The 17,412-nt window shown below is 43.4% G+C and carries 16 protein-coding genes; 10 read left to right on the top strand and 6 right to left on the bottom strand.

Annotation, left to right across the window (positions count from 1 at the left end):
• Positions 1-67: 67 nt before the first annotated feature.
• A complete protein-coding gene (locus tag CAG60_RS16490; protein ID WP_004395889.1) occupies positions 68-244 on the bottom strand; it encodes a hypothetical protein in 177 nt (58 codons plus the stop codon).
• A 251-nt stretch (positions 245-495) separates the two neighbouring features.
• Entirely contained in the window at positions 496-1,833 is a 1,338-nt protein-coding gene (gene argA, locus CAG60_RS02745; RefSeq protein ID WP_161438223.1) for an amino-acid N-acetyltransferase, read from the bottom strand.
• 238 nt (positions 1,834-2,071) lie between these two features.
• On the opposite strand from argA, the gene CAG60_RS16810 reads away from it, so the two are divergent.
• The 4 genes from CAG60_RS16810 (at position 2,072) to csdE (ending at position 5,057) form a co-directional block, all read left to right on the top strand.
• On the top strand, positions 2,072-2,479 hold the full coding sequence (locus tag CAG60_RS16810; RefSeq protein WP_161438222.1) for a DUF2850 domain-containing protein: 408 nt from the start codon (positions 2,072-2,074) through the stop codon (positions 2,477-2,479).
• A 71-nt stretch (positions 2,480-2,550) separates the two neighbouring features.
• Positions 2,551-3,654: a murein transglycosylase A gene (mltA, locus tag CAG60_RS02735; protein WP_161438221.1), complete on the top strand. Its 1,104-nt coding sequence runs from the start codon at positions 2,551-2,553 to the stop codon at positions 3,652-3,654.
• A gap of 87 nt (positions 3,655-3,741) precedes the next feature.
• Positions 3,742-4,551, top strand: a complete 810-nt coding sequence (tcdA, locus tag CAG60_RS02730) for a tRNA cyclic N6-threonylcarbamoyladenosine(37) synthase TcdA (protein ID WP_161438220.1) — start codon at positions 3,742-3,744, stop codon at positions 4,549-4,551.
• Positions 4,552-4,625: 74 nt separating this feature from the next.
• On the top strand, positions 4,626-5,057 hold the full coding sequence (gene csdE / locus CAG60_RS02725; protein ID WP_161438219.1) for a cysteine desulfurase sulfur acceptor subunit CsdE: 432 nt from the start codon (positions 4,626-4,628) through the stop codon (positions 5,055-5,057).
• A 2-nt stretch (positions 5,058-5,059) separates the two neighbouring features.
• On the opposite strand, the gene CAG60_RS02720 is transcribed toward csdE, so the two are convergent.
• Together CAG60_RS02720 and panE are read right to left on the bottom strand one after the other, a co-directional pair.
• On the bottom strand, positions 5,060-5,659 hold the full coding sequence (locus tag CAG60_RS02720; protein ID WP_161438218.1) for a DJ-1 family glyoxalase III: 600 nt from the start codon (positions 5,657-5,659) through the stop codon (positions 5,060-5,062).
• A complete protein-coding gene (gene panE / locus CAG60_RS02715; RefSeq protein WP_161438217.1) occupies positions 5,659-6,546 on the bottom strand; it encodes a 2-dehydropantoate 2-reductase in 888 nt (295 codons plus the stop codon). The genes CAG60_RS02720 and panE overlap by 1 nt, the downstream gene beginning before the upstream one ends.
• A 227-nt stretch (positions 6,547-6,773) precedes the next feature.
• Here panE and CAG60_RS02710 point away from each other — a divergent pair, with 227 nt between their 5' ends.
• Positions 6,774-8,765, top strand: a complete 1,992-nt coding sequence (locus CAG60_RS02710; protein WP_161438216.1) for a bifunctional metallophosphatase/5'-nucleotidase — start codon at positions 6,774-6,776, stop codon at positions 8,763-8,765.
• A gap of 157 nt (positions 8,766-8,922) precedes the next feature.
• Here the strand turns inward: CAG60_RS02710 and CAG60_RS02705 are convergent, their stop codons facing one another.
• Complete coding sequence (locus tag CAG60_RS02705) at positions 8,923-9,705, bottom strand: nucleoside-specific channel-forming Tsx family protein (protein ID WP_161425646.1); 783 nt, start codon at positions 9,703-9,705, stop codon at positions 8,923-8,925.
• Positions 9,706-10,030: 325 nt separating this feature from the next.
• Between CAG60_RS02705 and CAG60_RS02700 the strand changes: the two genes are divergently transcribed.
• The 5 genes from CAG60_RS02700 (at position 10,031) to CAG60_RS02680 (ending at position 17,076) form a co-directional block, all read left to right on the top strand.
• Positions 10,031-10,624 (top strand): LON peptidase substrate-binding domain-containing protein, encoded by a 594-nt coding sequence (locus CAG60_RS02700; protein WP_161425647.1) that lies wholly within the window; start codon positions 10,031-10,033, stop codon positions 10,622-10,624.
• A gap of 251 nt (positions 10,625-10,875) precedes the next feature.
• Positions 10,876-11,460 carry an RNA polymerase sigma factor gene (locus CAG60_RS02695; RefSeq protein WP_004395879.1) on the top strand — a complete coding sequence of 195 codons (585 nt, stop codon included), beginning with the start codon at positions 10,876-10,878 and terminating at the stop codon, positions 11,458-11,460.
• Positions 11,457-12,125, top strand: a complete 669-nt coding sequence (locus CAG60_RS02690; RefSeq protein WP_161438215.1) for a ChrR family anti-sigma-E factor — start codon at positions 11,457-11,459, stop codon at positions 12,123-12,125. The genes CAG60_RS02695 and CAG60_RS02690 overlap by 4 nt, the downstream gene beginning before the upstream one ends.
• Before the next feature lie 412 nt (positions 12,126-12,537).
• Positions 12,538-13,641, top strand: a complete 1,104-nt coding sequence (locus CAG60_RS02685; protein WP_158137921.1) for a porin — start codon at positions 12,538-12,540, stop codon at positions 13,639-13,641.
• Positions 13,642-13,665: 24 nt separating this feature from the next.
• Positions 13,666-17,076, top strand: coding sequence for an ExeM/NucH family extracellular endonuclease (locus tag CAG60_RS02680; RefSeq protein ID WP_161438214.1), 3,411 nt, complete (start codon positions 13,666-13,668; stop codon positions 17,074-17,076).
• Positions 17,077-17,156: 80 nt separating this feature from the next.
• Here the strand turns inward: CAG60_RS02680 and CAG60_RS02675 are convergent, their stop codons facing one another.
• A complete protein-coding gene (locus CAG60_RS02675; protein ID WP_040904656.1) occupies positions 17,157-17,411 on the bottom strand; it encodes a YfhL family 4Fe-4S dicluster ferredoxin in 255 nt (84 codons plus the stop codon).
• Between the last annotated feature and the right edge of the window lies 1 nt (position 17,412).

Genomic DNA, 17,412 nt, shown 5'->3' with positions numbered 1-17,412 from the left:
CGCGAAAGGTCAATAGACCCTAGGCTTACCGTCCACAATCTGCATCATAAAGGGTAAGCCGAACGCGCTAAAAGGCATGAGTAAAGGTAATGTTTTTGATTTTATAGCGGCTTTGAGAGCTCAGGATAAAAGCACGAAGTTGGTCGCTGGTTGGAAATACGCAGTGTACTGCGTGACCTTCAAGGAACTGGTTATCGGCCATATCCCAAAAGCTTTGTAATGAGTTACAAATAACAGTTTTCATCAATTGTTGCTCTTAAGTACGAGTGGTCGTAAAAGCAATCCTTGCATACCGATGGTTAGGTCGTACCCTCAAGCATTGGTTTCCTGAAGCATTGAGGGTATGGATGAGATCTGTATATTAATTGTACAGATTTCGTCAGGAGGCGGATTCTACCCATAATCTACACAGAAATAAAGCGTTCATTTACTGTGCAATGAATATGCAGTTCGTTGCTATTTTTTGGGGCGCGCCGTACCTTGGCTATTCTTGGACTATAAACGCAAGACTAAAATCTTTGAGCGACGTTGGTAGTTATATAAACTTTGTTTAGCCACTGGGAGGGATTCGACTCCGACCTCAATAAAGCCTTGTTCTCTAAACCAATGCAAGCTGTGGGTAGTTAATACAAATAAACGTTGAATACCCATTTGTTTTGCTTGATGTTTCATATGGTTGAGTAACAGTAACCCTCGATTGCCATCACGGTATTCAGGGTGAATAGCCACACAAGCCATTTCTGCCATTTTTTCATCAGGATAGGGGTAAAGAGCGGCGCAGCCGATCAGTAAGCGATCTTTTTCAATAATGGTAAATTTATGAACTTCTTGTTCGAGTTGTTCGCGAGAGCGGCGCACGAGAATACCTTGCTCTTCCAATGGACGAATCAAATCAAAAATACCACCAATATCATCAATGCTCGCCTGACGGACTTGTTCGGCACTCGCCATCACTACTTGAGTTCCAATGCCATCAAAAGAGAACAATTCTTGAATCAGTGCGCCATCGTCTTTGTAGCTGATCAAATGGCTGCGTGGTACGCCAGCTCGACAAGCGGCAATCGCCGCGCGCAGAAAACGTAAGGTCCCTGTTGGGTCCTCACTTTTTGCAATAGGACATGACTCTAAACGCTCGACAATGTGTTCGACTTCATTGGGTAACAGCTCGGCAATCGCATTGCCCTGCTCATCAATAATGCCTTGTTCAGAGCAAAAACCGATTAACTTATCGGCTTTAAGGCGAATCGCGACTTGAGTCGCGACCTCTTCGGATAGCAGATTAAAACATTCGCCAGTGACTGAGCTGGCGATAGGCCCCAGTAACACAATCGATCCATGCTCAAGGGTACGATTAATACTGTCAATATCGATGCGACGAATACGACCGCTGTGGCAATAGTCGACACCATCGTCTATACCTAATGGTTGAGAGATAACAAAATTACCACTTACGACGTTAAGTTGGGTGCCAGCCATTGGCGTATTGTTGAGACTCATGGATAATTGAGCAGTAATCGCTAGTTGTAATTGTCCAGCTGCTTGCATAACCAACCTTAACGCTTCTTCGTCAGTCACGCGAATACCTTTATGGTAGGGGGTGGTTCGTTGGTGAATCTGCAAAATTTGATTGATTTGTGGACGAGCACCGTGAACCAATACTATTTTAACGCCAAGGCTATGCAGTAAGGCTAAATCGCTAATAATATTAGCGAAGTTTTTATCTGCTATTGCCTCGCCGCCGATCATGACCACCATGGTTTTACCGCGATGAGCGTTAACATAAGGCGCGGATTGTCTAAATCCTTTGACTAAGGCTGTGCTACGAATTTTCACTTTATCATACCTAAGTGTTTAAATATGTCTAAATAATGACTTTTTATTCATCTATTAACAAGCGGTTTTATCGATAATAGGGAGATTTTTTGTTATGGGTTTAGTCAATAAAAAGATTTAGCCATCTCTTGGGGTGTCGTTGCGTAGTTCTACGCTAACGTCTCTAAGGGAAGTGATAAACGAGGGACTCTTATTGGTTAGGTTTAGAGTCACTCACTGATGATGAGAGAAGAAGAAAGTGAATACGAATTCAACCCGTAATAAAAAATGGTTAGAGCGAATCTTAATCCTCGCGGTAGTACTGGGCGTCTCGGTGGTTATTTTGCTGTATAGCCAAGTGTTTAATCGCCTAGCAGACTCTTTTTCACCATCAAAAAGTGATATTTATGGATTGTGGATAGAGCAGAATGTCGCGCCGTATGCCGCGCAAAGAATTTATGTCCAAGAGGATGCGATTATGATTGATGGACGTATGGTGACAACCCATTATGACTTTAACGGGCGGCATTTGAGTTTTTATATCGGCGATCAAAAGATGGAATATCGGATGCTCAATGATGAATACACAGAAATGCGGCTAGTCTCCAAAGCGCATTATAACCCGACGTTTCAATTGTCAGGAAAGCATCAAAAAAACCTTCGTTAACAATTCAGCCATTGCGCTTCACTGTGGAGTTTGTCATGCTTTTTGATGAAACCCAACATGGATAACTCCCAGTGATAAAACGATTATTTTCTTGTGCTACGTTAGCGCTTCTGTTTGGCTGTGCTCAGCCGACCGACCGCGCGCAACAATATACTGATGATCAATTTCCTCATATCTTAAATCAGGTTGAGCTGCTCCATTCCAATACCCCGCGTGATTTTTCTAAGTTTGCCGCACAAAGTGAGCAAGTGGTGATTAATTCGCCTTCTATGGCGGCGATCTATCAACCTTTGTATGAAAAGCTTAATGAGTGGGCGATGCAAAGCGGCGATCCCGCTGATCTGGCGCAATTTGGTGTGCAAACCGCGCAAATGGGCGGAGGCGATAAACGAGGTAATGTTCTTTTTACGGGCTATTTTTCACCAGTAATGGAACTGCGCCATACCGCCGATGAAGTCTATCGTTATCCGGTGTACGCTCTACCGGATTGTAGCGATAACTGTCCAACCCGAGCAGAAATCTACGCTGGTGCACTCGCTGGGCAAGGCTTAGAAATTGGTTATGCCGCCAACTTGATTGATCCGTTTATTATGGAAGTGCAAGGCAGCGGTTTTGTTCATTTTGAAGATGATGACACGCTCGAATATTTCGCTTATGCCGGTAAAAATAATAAAGCCTATGTCAGTATCGGCCGCATTTTAATTGAACGAGGTTTGGTTGAGCGCGCCAATATGTCATTAAAAGCGATTAAAGAGTGGGTGCTAGCGAATGATGAGCCGACGGTACGCGAGTTATTAGAGCAAAATCCTTCTTATGTCTTTTTCCGCCCCAGTGCTGCCGCACCTGTCACGGGTAGCGCGGGTATCCCTCTATTACCGATGGCTGCGGTAGCAGGGGATCGCACTATTTTACCGATGGGTACGCCTATTTTAGCTGAAGTTCCTTTATTGAATGCTGATGGAAGCTGGTCAGGGGTGCATCAATTGCGTTTATTGATCGTGCTTGATACTGGCGGCGCTGTGAAACAAAATCACCTCGATTTGTATCATGGCATGGGGTATCGCGCTGGTATTGAAGCGGGGCATTACAAGCACTTTGGCCGGGTATGGAAGCTGGGGTTAGAGAACTCAGCGACACAAGCGCCTTGGGCTTTGCCACCTGAAAAACGACAATAACACGACACAGCCTAGACTTTTTTATCAAGAGTGCGTATAAATCGCACTCTTTCTTTTTGCCTCTTTTATACAGTGTGGATGCTTGTTATGCGTGAACTCGATACGCCTGCCTCAGACAATTACAATCAGCGTTTTGGCGGTACTCGCCGCTTGTACGGTGATAGACAAGTGGAGATCCTCCGTGCCGCTCATGTGTGCGTAATTGGGATTGGTGGTGTTGGTTCATGGGCGGTGGAAGCTCTGGCTCGCTCTGGTGTTGGCGAACTGACGTTGATCGATATGGATGATGTCTGTGTCACCAATATTAATCGTCAAATCCATGCAATGACGGGGACGATAGGCAAAAGCAAAATTGAGGTCATGGCTGAGCGAGTGACATTGATCAACCCTGACTGTAAGGTCAATTTGATTGATGACTTCATCGACTCGGACAATCAAGCTCAGTACCTTAATAACCAGATGGACTATGTCTTAGATGCGATTGATAGTTTATCCGCTAAAGCCTCTCTGTTGGCTTATTGCCGCCGCAATAAAATCAAGGTGATTACTATTGGTGGTGCAGGTGGTCAGACCGATCCGACCCAGATTAAAGTGGCCGATTTAACGAAAACCATTCAAGATCCTTTAGCGAAAAAGCTTAAAGATCGCTTGCGTCGTGATCATCATTTTCCAACTAATCCAGCACGTAAATTTGCCATTGAGTGTGTTTTTTCAACTGAGCAACTTAAATATCCTCAAGCCGATGGTACGGTGTGCGCCGCTAAATCAAGCGCGGAAGGGCCTAAGCGTATGGATTGTGCTACTGGATTTGGTGCTGCAACTGTGGTCACCGCAACCTTTGGTTTTGTCGCGGTTGCCCGGATCATTGATAAACTTATCCAGAAACATTCAGCGTAAATATCTGCAGCAATTGAGTCAGTTGCTGCAGTGTCGAGACCTTTAACTCATCATTCGTTGCGGAGATATTATTGATGTCCAGTTTGCCTAACCATCCGTTTGGTCTCACTATTACTGATGCGCACATTCTTGCCACTATGCGGTCATTACAAGGTTGGGAAGCGCGTTATCGGCAGCTGATCCTCTGGGGTAAGCAATTGCCTGTTATGGAGGAGAGCTTAAAAAGTGATCAAGCCGTTGTCGCAGGATGTGAAAGTCAGGTCTGGTTAGTCAGCGAGCAAAATGAACAGGATGGCTGGTTATTTTTCGCCGATTCCGATGCGCGTATCGTACGTGGCTTGATTGCTGTGGTTTTAGCCGCATTAAACGCCAAAACTGGTGAGCAGATAGCGGCTTTTGATATGGATGCGTATTTTTCCGATTTGGGATTACTTAACCATCTCAGCCCTTCTCGTGGCAATGGCCTGAAAGCGATTGTGGAAAAAATACGCACAGAAATTGCCTAAGGCTACGCTTCTTCCTGTTTATCATAATGCAATTGCGGTAGAGGGATCAGGGGGAGCGCAACCTCTTTAGCTCGTTGTTTGCCTGAAAGTTGAGCAATAATTTCAATCGCAAACTCCAGTGCTGTGCCTGGCCCTTGGCTGGTTAAGAGATTGTGATTAACATCAAAGGTAACACGACGATTGCGCCAGCGTTGCTCTGGGATACGTTCTTGTAAGCTGGGATGACAAGTCATGATCGCCTTTGGGTAGAGTTGGTGATGTTCTAACATCACGGCAGGGGTTGCACAAATCGCCGCGACTAAACGGCCATCGTATTTCTGCTGTTTGACGATTTCCACCAGTAAGGTGCTGTCGCGAAATACTTCCGCTCCGCCAAGGCCACCCGGTAGTACGATCGCCGCAAACTCTTCATCTGCCACATCCACTAGTTTACAATCTGCTGTTAAGGTCACGCCGCGTGAGGCTTTCATCGTTAATTGGCCTGAAAAATCCGCGCTAGCGACCACGACGTCGTAATTCGCTCGAACCAAAATATCAATAATGGTCACGGCTTCCATTTCTTCGGTTCCGGGAGCGATGGGAACTAATATGCGTTTGGTCATTAAGATATCCAACCTTGTTGTAGTGAATGAACCTGTTGATAAAGGTGCTGGTTCAGGGGAACCGTTAAACCATGCTGAGCGGCTTTTTTTATGACATAACCAGTAATAAAGTCTATCTCGGTTGGTCTTTGCTGGGCAATATCTTGTTGCATTGATGAGTAATTTTGACTTGTTGCTTCGATAACGCGATCAATAGATTCGGTGAGTTGTTGTGGTTCGATTGGCACTTGTTCGGCTTGCATAACGCCCACCAGTTCATTAATTAACTGATTGAGTAATGGTCGATAGTTAGCGTTCGCTAATTGCCCATTGCGACAGTTCTCGATTGCTGTGAGTGGATTAATCGCGCAGTTAATTGCTAGCTTGTGCCATAAGGCATAGCGAATATTGTCTGTCCATAAAACGTGCGGTAAAGCATGGTTGAGGACATCAACCAAAAAATCACAGCGCTCGCCTTGAGCGTTGACGGCGCCTAATTGGGTGGTGCCTTGTCCGGTATGCATAACATGATGTGCGCCCTGTTTTAACGCCCCATGAGTGGTGGTTGCCATCAATAGTGGGTAATCAGAGAGCGGCTCTGTGAGTGTGTCGAGTGCCCCCATCCCATTATGAATAAACAGTAATATAGTTTGTGGAGCAAGCTTATCGAGCAAAGGAAGCAAGGCGGTTTCTACTTGCCACGCTTTAACACAAACGAGCAGTAAGTCAGCCTGTTCAAGAGTCGCTGGTTGATTATAAGCGAGAGTGATCGGCGGCAGATCATCCAGAATAAGGCAACGCTCTCCCGCTGGTTGGGTTCCCCATAAGGAGACTTGATGGCCAGCTTTATGTAATTGATAAGCCCATAAACGTCCGATTGCACCAGGGCCTAATATAACGATATTCATCAAGTTTACCTGTAGTTAGGGCGGATGATGCTTGTTTGCTTATAGTAGCCGATGATGGCGATAAAAAACGAATCGGCAGTCAGCGCTAGTGGACCAATTAATCATTTATTCAAACCTTGAATAGAACGGCTGAACTAAATAATCCCTGCGATATCACGGAATTTTAATGTTTTTTCCGGTAAATTACAGCGGCTCTGTGACTTTAAGCAAAATAAGGAAATAAATTTATGCGATTTAATCGTGCCATACTCGCCAGTACCATCGCCCTTGCGTTATTAGGATGCAGTCAAACAGATAAAGAGAGTGCCGAACAAGCGGCCTTTGAACTGACTATTGCCCATATTAATGATACCCACTCCAGTTTTGATGCGGTTCGTTCAAGCTTTTATATCAATCAACAGCGTGTGTACAACGAATTTGGCGGCCATCCACGCATTTTATCCAAAGCCAATACCTACCGTGAACAAGCTGAAAAAAACAATCAAAGCATGCTGTTTTTACATGGCGGTGATGCGTGGCAGGGTAGTGCGTACTTTAAATTGAATGAAGGGCTGATGAATGCGGATATTCTGAGCCGAATGGGTATCGACGCCATGGCGCTAGGTAACCATGAATTTGATTTAAATAACCAAAAACTGAATGCATTTTTAGATCGGATCAACTTTCCCGTTCTTGCTGCCAATATTGATACTAGTTTAGATAAAGATTTAAAAGATCAAACCAATCTAAAACCTTATGTCGTGTACGCGTTCGATGGTTATACGAAACAGCGTTTTGATGATATGAGCCAATTACCAACCGATAAGCCGTTGGTAGGGGTTTTCGGATTAGCATTGGATGATATGCCTAATATTGCTCCGAATACTGGAGACGTTCAATTTTTTGATATGGTTGAATCTGCGCAAGCGACCGTTGATGAACTGCAAGCTCTGGGTATTAAGAACATCATTGCCGTCACCCACGTCGGTAATGCGATTGATTTAGACATTGCCAGTAAAGTGAATGGGATTGATTTGATTGTTGGTGGTCACTCTCACTCACTATTGGGCGATTTTACTAACCTAGGTTTGGGCAATAACGGTATTTATGCTCAGTTAGTCACTAACCCGAATGGCACCAGTAAAACTTGTGTCGTTCAAGCCGGAGAGTTTGCTCAAGCGATTGGTAAAACGACGGTCGCGTTTGATAGTGACGGCGAACTGATTTCGTGTGCTGGCCATAATACTTTGCTGACCAACGACGAGTTTTACCATCAAGCTAATCGTCAGCAAGAGAGTGCCTTTAGCGACGATGAACGCAGTAAAGCCCTCCGTTTTATTGAGCGTCAGCGTAACATTGCAGTAGCCGCCGAAGAAGCCGCACTGCGTGCTCATATCGATAGCCAATACAAGCCTGCGGTTGAGAAAGCGTATGGTGATGTGATCGCTAATGTGCCACAGGAAATTCGCCATGCTCGACGTCCAGGTGATAATAATTCTGATCAACACGGCTCGCGAGTCGCACCGATTGTTGCATTGGGACAATATTATTGGGCAGCGAGCGATGAAGTGGTGCAATTGACAGGAATGAAAGCTGACTTTGCACTGACCGGAGCCGGTGGCATTCGCACCAATATTGCTGAAGGGGAATATCGTGAAGGGGACGTGACGTTAGAAATGTTGCCTTTTGCTAACTTTATGTCTGTTGTACCAGTGAAAGGTTCGGTAATTAAAGCGTTGATCGCGAAAACCGTCAGTGAAACGTTGCCGCCTACCGCTCACGCAGGGAAATTCCCGTATGGCGGTAACTTGCGTTATGTGTTTGATGAAACCGTTCAACACCAAGCAGGGACTCTCAGTTTAATTGAAGTTAATACCGGTACATTGAATGAGCCAATCTGGAGCCCATTAGAGGATAATAAAATCTATAATGTGGCGATGAATAGCTATAACGCGACCGGTAACGATGGCTGGACACCATTATTTGAAGCGCAAAAAGAGCAATCTGGTCGAGTCGATTTTGCTTATGTCGATGGTAATTTGACTGCTTTCCCAGTCAGTCACATTGAAGAAGTAGGCGGACGCTATCAAGTACACTATCAAGGTCATGAACTCAATTGTAAAGCGGATAATGTCGTATGTAATACTGATGCGCGTGCTGTGGTTAAGTATATCGCAGAACAACAACCTGTATTGGAAGCGCTGGATTACTCAGTAGTGACCTTGAATCGAGTTAATTAATCGTTATCTTGGTTAAGCAAAAATTTGTGATTATTAAAGCGGTTCTTTAGATGAAGGACCGCTTTTTATTTTTTGCTCGATACCGTCAAAAAAATCAGTGCGACTCAATAAAAAAGGGAGAAGCCGATGCTTCTCCCTTTTGCTGAATAATAAATGATTAGAATTTGTAGGTAACGGCTACGTAGTGGCCAAAGCCGCTTGATTTGAATGCACTGGAGTCTTTAATACCAAATACATCTTTATAGCCTTTCAAACCATAACCAACTGCGAAGCGATCGGAATGCCAGTAAATACCGTTAAACATTGCTCCACCATTGCTTGCAGATGAATATTCCTCTTTCATGCCAAATTGGTAATCAATGTAACCTTGGTAAGAGACAAATGATCCATTTTCAAAAAAGTAGAAAGGCTTAAACCAGTTGGTTGCAAAATGGAAACCGTTCCAATCTTTATCATTGCCTTGATAAGTTGCATAAAGGTTAACGCCAACTTTACCTAGCCATGGCACCATCACATCAGAACCAAGACCGATTTTCTGATTGTTGACACCTGAATTACCACCCCACTCGATTAATGAAGCGATGTAGAGTTCTTGTACTGGGCCAAAAGAGAGATCTTTACCGGTTAACGCGTCGAGAGACATACGCGGCGCAAATTTCATAAACATTTTTTCTGCGCCAGCTTTGTCGCTACTTGGGTTACTGGTTAGGTTAAATACGTCAACATAACCATACAGGTCAAAAATACCTGAACGACCACCAAATTCCATCTCTAAGTAATCGTGGCTTGATTTACCTGGCAGTTCGTCGAATGCACCCATCAAGTTAAACTGCATCCATTTATAATCGTTTTTATGGATATCGCCGTCAGAATAGTCAGCAGCAATAACAGGAGCAGAAGTAGCAGCCATGAGGCCAAGAGCTAAAAGTGATTTACGCATAGGGGAACTCTCTTTGTTGAGTGAACTTACAAGGCTGAATGTTGTCCTTGCTAATTGCCGAGCATAATAGCGACAAATTTCTCAATTAAAAGTGATAGAGAGTGCAAAACTACTTGTTTATATTGATGCGTATCACACTATTTTATTTTTCTTAATCAGAATATATATTTTTCATTTTGTTGCATTATTAGTGTGATCTTCGTTGGTTTTGTTTGTGGGGTGGGATTTTTTAAACCACTCTCAAAAGCAACAAAATCGGTAAGTGATCCCTTAACTGTCTATTTCGTAAACAGGAGAAACATCAGTAAAAATAGAGGGAGGAATAATGCAAGAAATTATGCTTTTTCCACTGAGTTCGGTTGTATTGCCTGAAGGTAAAATGAAGTTACGCATTTTTGAACCTAGATACAAACGAATGATTGCGGAATGCAGCAAAGCCAATAGCGGATTTGGTGTCTGTTTATTGGATAATAAATCTGCAGTCAAACGTCACCAGCTTTCGTACCTCGGTACTTGGGTTAAGATTGTTGATTTTGAAACCTTAGACGACGGTTTATTAGGGGTCACCGTTGTTGGCATTAAGCGTTTTTTTATTGAACAAGTACGCAGTGAGTCGGATGGGTTACGCAAAGCCACCGTCCGTTGGTTAACTAACTGGTCCACCACACCTTTGTCTGACCACCACTTATTATTGAGCGAGCAGTTACAGCTAATTTACCAACAGTTTCCGCAAGTGGGGCAACTGTATTCACATCGTTTTTTTGATGATGCGAGTTGGGTTGCTCAGCGTTGGTTGGAGATTCTCCCCTTATCAAAAGCTCAGTGGGAGGGCTTGGTCGATCATGAGAGCTGTCATCCGGCATTGTCTTTTCTTACACAGACGATTGAAATCTATGATGATTGCTCTGGTCAGGGATAGTGCGAAGCTATCGCTTTCTTTTATTGTGTGGATGATTTAATAACCACGTTTAACTTTTTAGGGATAAGAGTCGCATAGGACAAACACGAGTCTACTCTGCCCGTCTCAGCCATTTGGGTATATAATGAATCTTTCTCTAGGTATTGAAATCTCCATCATTACTCAGTCAGTGATCCACGATGACTTTACTTACGTAATATGAGTGATTGGGGAGAAATCTCAAGCCGAGGTTTTGCAAGGACAGGTATCCTATGACGAGTCAAAATCCACAAACCTTTACCCGTGATGATTGGGCTGATTGTATGGAAAAAGTACAGCAACAGGATAAAGCCGCTTTTGGTGTCGTGTTCCATTTTTTTTCTCCCCGTCTTAAACAGTTTGTGATTAAGCAGTTAGGCAATGAGCAGGTTGCGATGGAAATTGTTCAAGAAACGATGGCGGCGTTATGGCAAAAATCGCATTTGTTCGATAGTCAGAAAAGCTCTCTGTCAACATGGGTCTACACGATTGCACGTAACCTCTGCTACGACTTAATGCGTAAGCAAAAGGGAAGGGAGTTGCACGTGCTTGCTGATGATATTTGGCCAACCGATTACTGTCCGCCAGATTTAATCGACCACTATTCGCCAGAGCATGAAAGACTGAAAGAGCAAGTGGTTAAGTTTCTTGATTTACTACCAGAATCACAGCAAAAAGTCGTAAGAGCTGTGTATTTAGAAGATTTACCGCACCAACAAGTCGCGGAAATGTTTGATATTCCTCTTGGGACCGTCAAATCACGTCTACGGTTAGCTGTAGAAAAACTAAGAACCTCGATCGATGCGGAGCCGTTATGAGTTATCATCCAGAATTATCATTACTTGAAGCGTATGCCAAAGGCAATGTTGATGCTTGTCATGGAATCGCTCTGGCGACTCATCTTGAGTTGTGTGCTCATTGTCGTCAGGTGGTTAAAAAATTTGAAGAGCAACAAGGCGAGCAACTGGCTGCGCTAGAGCAAGAGTTATCGACCGATGATTGGACTGGTATGCTGACAGAGATTATCACCACTCCAGTGCCAAGTGCGCCAGTATCGGCCTCAGAGTCTTTACCGATGACCATTGAGGTTAATGGTAAATCGATTGCGATTCCTGCTGCTCTACGACGTTTGATTCCAGCCGACACTAAATGGCGCAATTTTGGTGGTAAGGTTTACTCACTTCCTTTACCCAGCGAAGATAAAGTGCGCATGAGTTTAATGTACATTAATCAGGCAGTGAGTGTGCCACAACACACCCACAAGGGCATCGAATCTACTTTGGTTTTGCATGGTGGTTTCCGTGATGAAGAGGGGCATTATGAGGTCGGCGATTTTATCCAGCGTGACGCTTCTATTTGCCACGCACCACAAACCGATGCGGGGCAAGATTGCTTATGTTTAGCCATTCTCACTGAACCGATGATCTTCACCCAAGGTGTAGCGCGAGTCTTTAATCTATTTGGTAAAGGCATGTATCCCTAAACGAGTTTTTCGTTAACCTCTACTCTTCATGCTTCAGCCCCTAGGTTTATCCCTAGGGGCTTTTTATTTGCACTTCATGTTGTTTATTGAACCAAACTCTCTTTTTTGATTTTTTCTTGATAAAAACCAATCCAATCAATAGCAAACGTTTGCCAATGGTCACGAAATCGCTTGGTTATGAGAGCGATTTCAAATCTTTGTCAAGTGATCTTTAGCGTTAATGATGAGAATGGCATTTTAACCATATGTATTTTATTGGTTTATTTTTTGTCAATTATTTATTCGTAACTTGAGTTTTTACTCTATCGTGTTTGCTGTCACAAAATTAAAACATTGATTGAGTTAATATTACAAGCTGTTGTGATTAACCTCACGTTAAGCAATCAAGATGACTTATAGCAAGGAAAATGGCATGCGAGTAATACATTCTCGGAAATCAGCGTTGCCTTTAGCGCTGTCCGCCGTGTTTTTAGCATTATCGGCAACGAGCCACGCTGCTCGACTTTATAGCGCTGATAATGGTGATTATATGGATGTGTTTGGAGAAGTGGGTGTTGGCGGATATTTTGGCAATAAAGCCAAGTTTAATCAGTTTAATAGTGATGAATCGTTTATTGATGATACGTTGGCAACGTTAGGTGCAAAAGGTCAAGTATCTGGAATTCATTATCGCTTAGAGCTCGATTATGTGCGTGAAAATTGGCCCAATGGTAGTGGTGATATGGTTACTGAGGTCGATAAAGCTTGGCTAGGTTACCGCCTATCTCCTCAGCATAATATTGAAATTGGTCTTAATGATACCGCTTTTGATGATTACGATGCGTTTGGTGACTTAACCATTGAAGGCGGCGTTGAAACTCAAGAAGCGGGTGATCAATCACGTACGATTAAATACGAAGGACATTATTTTGATTTGATTCGCGTTGGCCTCTCTTACAGCTACCGTGCTGAAAGTTCATCTGGGGCTGCGTTAGGCAACTTAGTCAATGGCTATGTAGGGTATTTCTCCGATCCGCTCTCGATTGTTTTCGGAGCAGAAAAGCGTAATGGCTCTGGTGGTGAATCTCGTTTGGGGGAGAAAACTCTCTACGGTATCGGCCTTCGTTATGCCTTATCAGACAATATCCTACTCGGCGTCAATGGTTTTATTGAATATCAAGATGAAGCTCAGCGACGCACATTAATTAAAGAAGCCGTTGGTGATAAGCCTGCTGTGTATCAGTTTAACAACTATGAGCAGCTTAAAAATCAAGGCGGTTTAATCTCCGTACAGTACAGTTTGACTCCACAATGGGATCTGATTGGTTCGGTTAACTACGAAAAGTATCAAAGCTGGGACAAGTTTGATCAGTACTGGGATGAACACCAAGATCGTTGGGATAGCTGGGGGGCGAGCCGCACTTGGCAAACGGTAGGTGTTCGTTACAAGCCATCACGTTCAGCCGTGATTGAGTTAGAAGCCAATATTGGTGAAGCTCATTATGAGAGCTACGCCAAAGCCAGAATCTTTTTCTAGTCTTCAGCAAGGACAGCAAAGAATATGAATACCCAATTAAAAACTTTAACTGCTTCCATTGCGTTGACGCTGAGTGCATCCGCTTGGGCAGATATAAATGATATTGTGATTTCTCGTTATGTCATGGGAACCGGTAATGATAAAGCGATTGAAATTCTTAATACCAGTGAAACGACAGCCCATACTTTTGAAAATACCGCGTTGTATACCGTTGGAGCAACAAATGCGGGTGGACCGTTATTTAACTTCGCCGATGTCTTAAATGGATTAACCCTACAACCTAAACAATCGTTAGTGGTTTATAATGGTAGTGCTGGTGCTGAGCTCAAAAATGCGATTGACTCAGCTGCTATCACCAAAACTCATAACCTTCCTTTTAATGGGGATGATAAGGTTTTCATCGCGACCATCATAACTAATGATGCTGCAGTCGCAGAAGCGAATATTCATGATGTTGTGGGGTTATCTCAACCTATACCTGGAACTAATAATAGTACTAATGGTTGGGGATATCGCCGTACCTTCCACCGATTACCAGACATCGCACCGCAGCAAGAGTGGAGATCAACAGATTGGCATGAATACCAGCCTTTCACTTTTGTTGGACTTGGCGACCGAACGTTATATGGTGAAAACGCCAGTGAATTGCCAGAGCCACCACCAGTGCCTGGTGTTTGCGATACTTCTAATGCCGAAATCAAAACCATCCGTCAGATCCAAGGTGAAGGAGATTCATCACCTTATGTAGATAGAGGATTTTGGAGCTCTAAACCTTATAAAATTACTGGTGTGATAGCGCAGTATTCTAAAGGTGTAGGAGATTGGCGAGGTGTTTATCTACAAGATAAATTAGCGGGTGATCGAGCAGGTTCGGATGGCGTTTTTGTTCGTATGGATACCGCGAGTATGTCACCAGAAGATATAGGTAAAGAAATTTGTTTTGAAGCACATGTTCAAGAATATTTTGGCATGACTCGTCTTTTAGCCAGTGGCACACCGAATAACTTTATTAATGATTATGATGTTATTAGTACTGGCAATATTCCAAGAGTTACGCCATTGCAAGTTCATGAGAGTGATTATGTGGGTGACGGTGATGAGCGTCGTTTAGATTTTAGCCGCACTCTCGAGCGCCATGAAGGAATGCTGATCAAGCTACCGAAAGATGTCAATCCACTTGAAGAGGGAACGCAAGATATGCGTGTCACTCGTACATTTAGTTTTGATTTCGGTTCGTTTAGACAAAATATGGTATTGGCGTATGAGCGAGTTAATATGCAGCCAAACCAACTGCATGTGGCAGGTAGTGAAGCCTCTCAAGAACAAGCTGAAGAGAACCAACGCCGACGTGTCTTTGTTGAGAGTGATCGCCAAGCACCTGATGGCGAGATCCCTTATTTCCCTGAATTTAAAGACAACCCAAATCGTAATGCCATCTTAGTTAATGATAGTGTGATGGATATTACCGGTATGTTAGTGCACACCCGTGGTGAATATCGTCTCGTGATCCCAGAGTCTGATACCACAGTAACCAATAAAAACTTCAAGCATAACGATATTCGACGCACTAACTATCCAGAATATAAGATTAATATTGATGGGCAGTTACAAAGTTTAAATTTAAATAAGATCCCAGAGAATGGAAACCAAAATCAGATTGATCGATACCGTTATCAACGTCATGAGCAAGGTCGTTTTCCGTTAGTTGTTGGTTCTAAAAACGTATTGAACTACTTCAACTCGCCTTTTGCGGGCGATCCAAACCGCCATGGTACTAACCGTGGTGCCTTTGACATGGAAGAGTTTGAGTTGCAACAAGCCAAGATAGTTGAAGCTTTGTATCGTATGGATGCAGATATCGTCGGTTTGTTAGAAATGGAAAATAACGGATTTGGTACGCGTTCAGCGATTGCTCAATTAGTGGATGAGCTCAATAAAAAATACACTCGTGATCGCTATACGCATCGTCATTTCCGTGATTCGATTCATAATCGCTATAGTTTCATCGCCATCGATTCTAATAACGATTTAGTCTTTGATCATAATGATCATATTGGTACGGATGCCATTACCAACGCTATTATCTATCGTCCTAATAAAGTGACCTTGATTGATAGCCGAGTTATTGAATTACCCAATCAAAATGCACCATCGATTACCAATCCAGAAACTGGAGAAGTGTATCTAGACTCACAGGGTCGACCTATTAGTAGTGGTCGAGCTCAACAGCGTGACGCTTTAACGGCTACTTTTATGGTTCATAATACAGGTAAGCGTTTAACGGTATCGGCTAATCACTTCAAATCCAAAGGTTCGAACTGTATTGACGATTGGCGAGGATGGGAAAGTTTCCCTAACTTTAAACCAGGTGATAGCCTACCAGACCTTGATTTCCAAGGACAGTGTGAGCATTTCCGGGTTGCCGCCGCGTATGAATTGGGTAAGCAGCTCGACAAAATTCCAGGTGATAAGGTGATTTTAGGCGACTTAAACTCTTACGCTATGGAAGATCCGATGTTAGTGCTAACCGCTAATCCAACCGGTAAAGCGCTTTATGCCGGTCAAGATACTTATATTGGTAAGCGCCCACAGTTTAGTGATTTAAGTGGCATTCGTATTGATCGTACCTTTGGTTATATCAATGCTGTACCTTATAAAGATGAGAAATTTGATCGTCCAAAGAGCTGGAGTTATTCATTTAATGATGAATTAGGTTCGCTTGACCATGCGTTGATTTCACCTTCATTACGTCATCGTTTAGTCGATGCGATTGACTGGCGTATCAACAGTATTGAATCACCGCTGTATGACTATAGTAAGCAAAATAATGGTCGTCCTCATAAAGGCAATCATTGGCAAAACTTCCATCATGATAATAATGGTCGGATGAATATCACTCATTATCGATCTTCGGATCATGATCCTGTGTTATTAGTCCTTGACTATAAAGTCGGTGAACGTGATGGTAATCAGCCAGTTGTAGTGACGATTAATAATAGTCGTATCGATATTCCATTAGCGATCCCTGCTGATGCGAAAAAAGGTGATACGGTAATGTTAACGTTTGAAGGGTTACGTGAACCGCAATTGGCGCGTATCCCACAGCCAATATTAACCAAAGACGGCCAACAAATGATCGAAGCCAGCGTGTTTGGCATTCCGGCAGGGGAATATACGCTTCACGTTCACTTAACTCGTCAAGTGATTGAAGAATCAACAGAAGTGGCGACGCGTAGTGGCGATGCTCCTAAAGTCACCCTGCAAACCGTTGAAGGAAGCTCGGTCAGCTTACCGATTAAAGTTGCTCGTCAGCAAGGATTACAGCCAGATCGCGTCATTCCAGAATATGATGGTACTGGCGGTTCAGCAGGAAGCGCGGGCTTGTTTGGATTGATGTTAATCGGCTTGGCAGGGTGGTTCCGTCGCCGTCGCTAAGTAAATAAGTTGAATTAATCAGTAATAAAAATCCGCCTTCACTGGCGGATTTTTTTATCAAGCAACCACTAAAAAAATAGCTAAGCTAATCCTTGAAGGATAACAAATTTTTCTAGCAGTTGTTCTTCGCTTTCAATGTGTTGAGGATCCGTAATAATACAGTTATTGATCGGACACACCGACTGACAGGTCGGTTGATCATAGTGTCCTTTGCACTCGGTACATAAATCTGGGTTAATCTCATAAACGTATTCACCCATCGAAATGGCGCCGTTTGGACACTCTGGTTCACACATATCACAGTTGGTGCATTTGTCTGTGATCAATAGTGCCATG

The organism is Vibrio sp. V33_P6A3T137, assembly GCF_009904835.1.
Classification (GTDB): Bacteria; Pseudomonadota; Gammaproteobacteria; order Enterobacterales; family Vibrionaceae; genus Vibrio; species Vibrio metschnikovii.
Note: the sequence above shows the minus strand (reverse complement) of the source record. Positions and strands in the feature narration are given on the sequence as shown.

What these genes read in the sequence shown, in the direction of transcription:
- CAG60_RS16490 (WP_004395889.1), bottom strand. Translation starts at nt 244, where the DNA reads ATGAAAACTGTTATTTGTAACTCATTACAAAGCTTTTGGGATATGGCC.
- tcdA (WP_161438220.1), top strand. Translation starts at nt 3,742, where the DNA reads ATGCGTGAACTCGATACGCCTGCCTCAGACAATTACAATCAGCGTTTT.
- csdE (WP_161438219.1), top strand. Translation starts at nt 4,626, where the DNA reads ATGTCCAGTTTGCCTAACCATCCGTTTGGTCTCACTATTACTGATGCG.
- CAG60_RS02720 (WP_161438218.1), bottom strand. Translation starts at nt 5,659, where the DNA reads ATGACCAAACGCATATTAGTTCCCATCGCTCCCGGAACCGAAGAAATG.
- panE (WP_161438217.1), bottom strand. Translation starts at nt 6,546, where the DNA reads ATGAATATCGTTATATTAGGCCCTGGTGCAATCGGACGTTTATGGGCT.
- CAG60_RS02710 (WP_161438216.1), top strand. Translation starts at nt 6,774, where the DNA reads ATGCGATTTAATCGTGCCATACTCGCCAGTACCATCGCCCTTGCGTTA.
- CAG60_RS02705 (WP_161425646.1), bottom strand. Translation starts at nt 9,705, where the DNA reads ATGCGTAAATCACTTTTAGCTCTTGGCCTCATGGCTGCTACTTCTGCT.
- CAG60_RS02700 (WP_161425647.1), top strand. Translation starts at nt 10,031, where the DNA reads ATGCAAGAAATTATGCTTTTTCCACTGAGTTCGGTTGTATTGCCTGAA.
- CAG60_RS02695 (WP_004395879.1), top strand. Translation starts at nt 10,876, where the DNA reads ATGACGAGTCAAAATCCACAAACCTTTACCCGTGATGATTGGGCTGAT.
- CAG60_RS02690 (WP_161438215.1), top strand. Translation starts at nt 11,457, where the DNA reads ATGAGTTATCATCCAGAATTATCATTACTTGAAGCGTATGCCAAAGGC.
- CAG60_RS02685 (WP_158137921.1), top strand. Translation starts at nt 12,538, where the DNA reads ATGCGAGTAATACATTCTCGGAAATCAGCGTTGCCTTTAGCGCTGTCC.
- CAG60_RS02680 (WP_161438214.1), top strand. Translation starts at nt 13,666, where the DNA reads ATGAATACCCAATTAAAAACTTTAACTGCTTCCATTGCGTTGACGCTG.
- CAG60_RS02675 (WP_040904656.1), bottom strand. Translation starts at nt 17,411, where the DNA reads ATGGCACTATTGATCACAGACAAATGCACCAACTGTGATATGTGTGAA.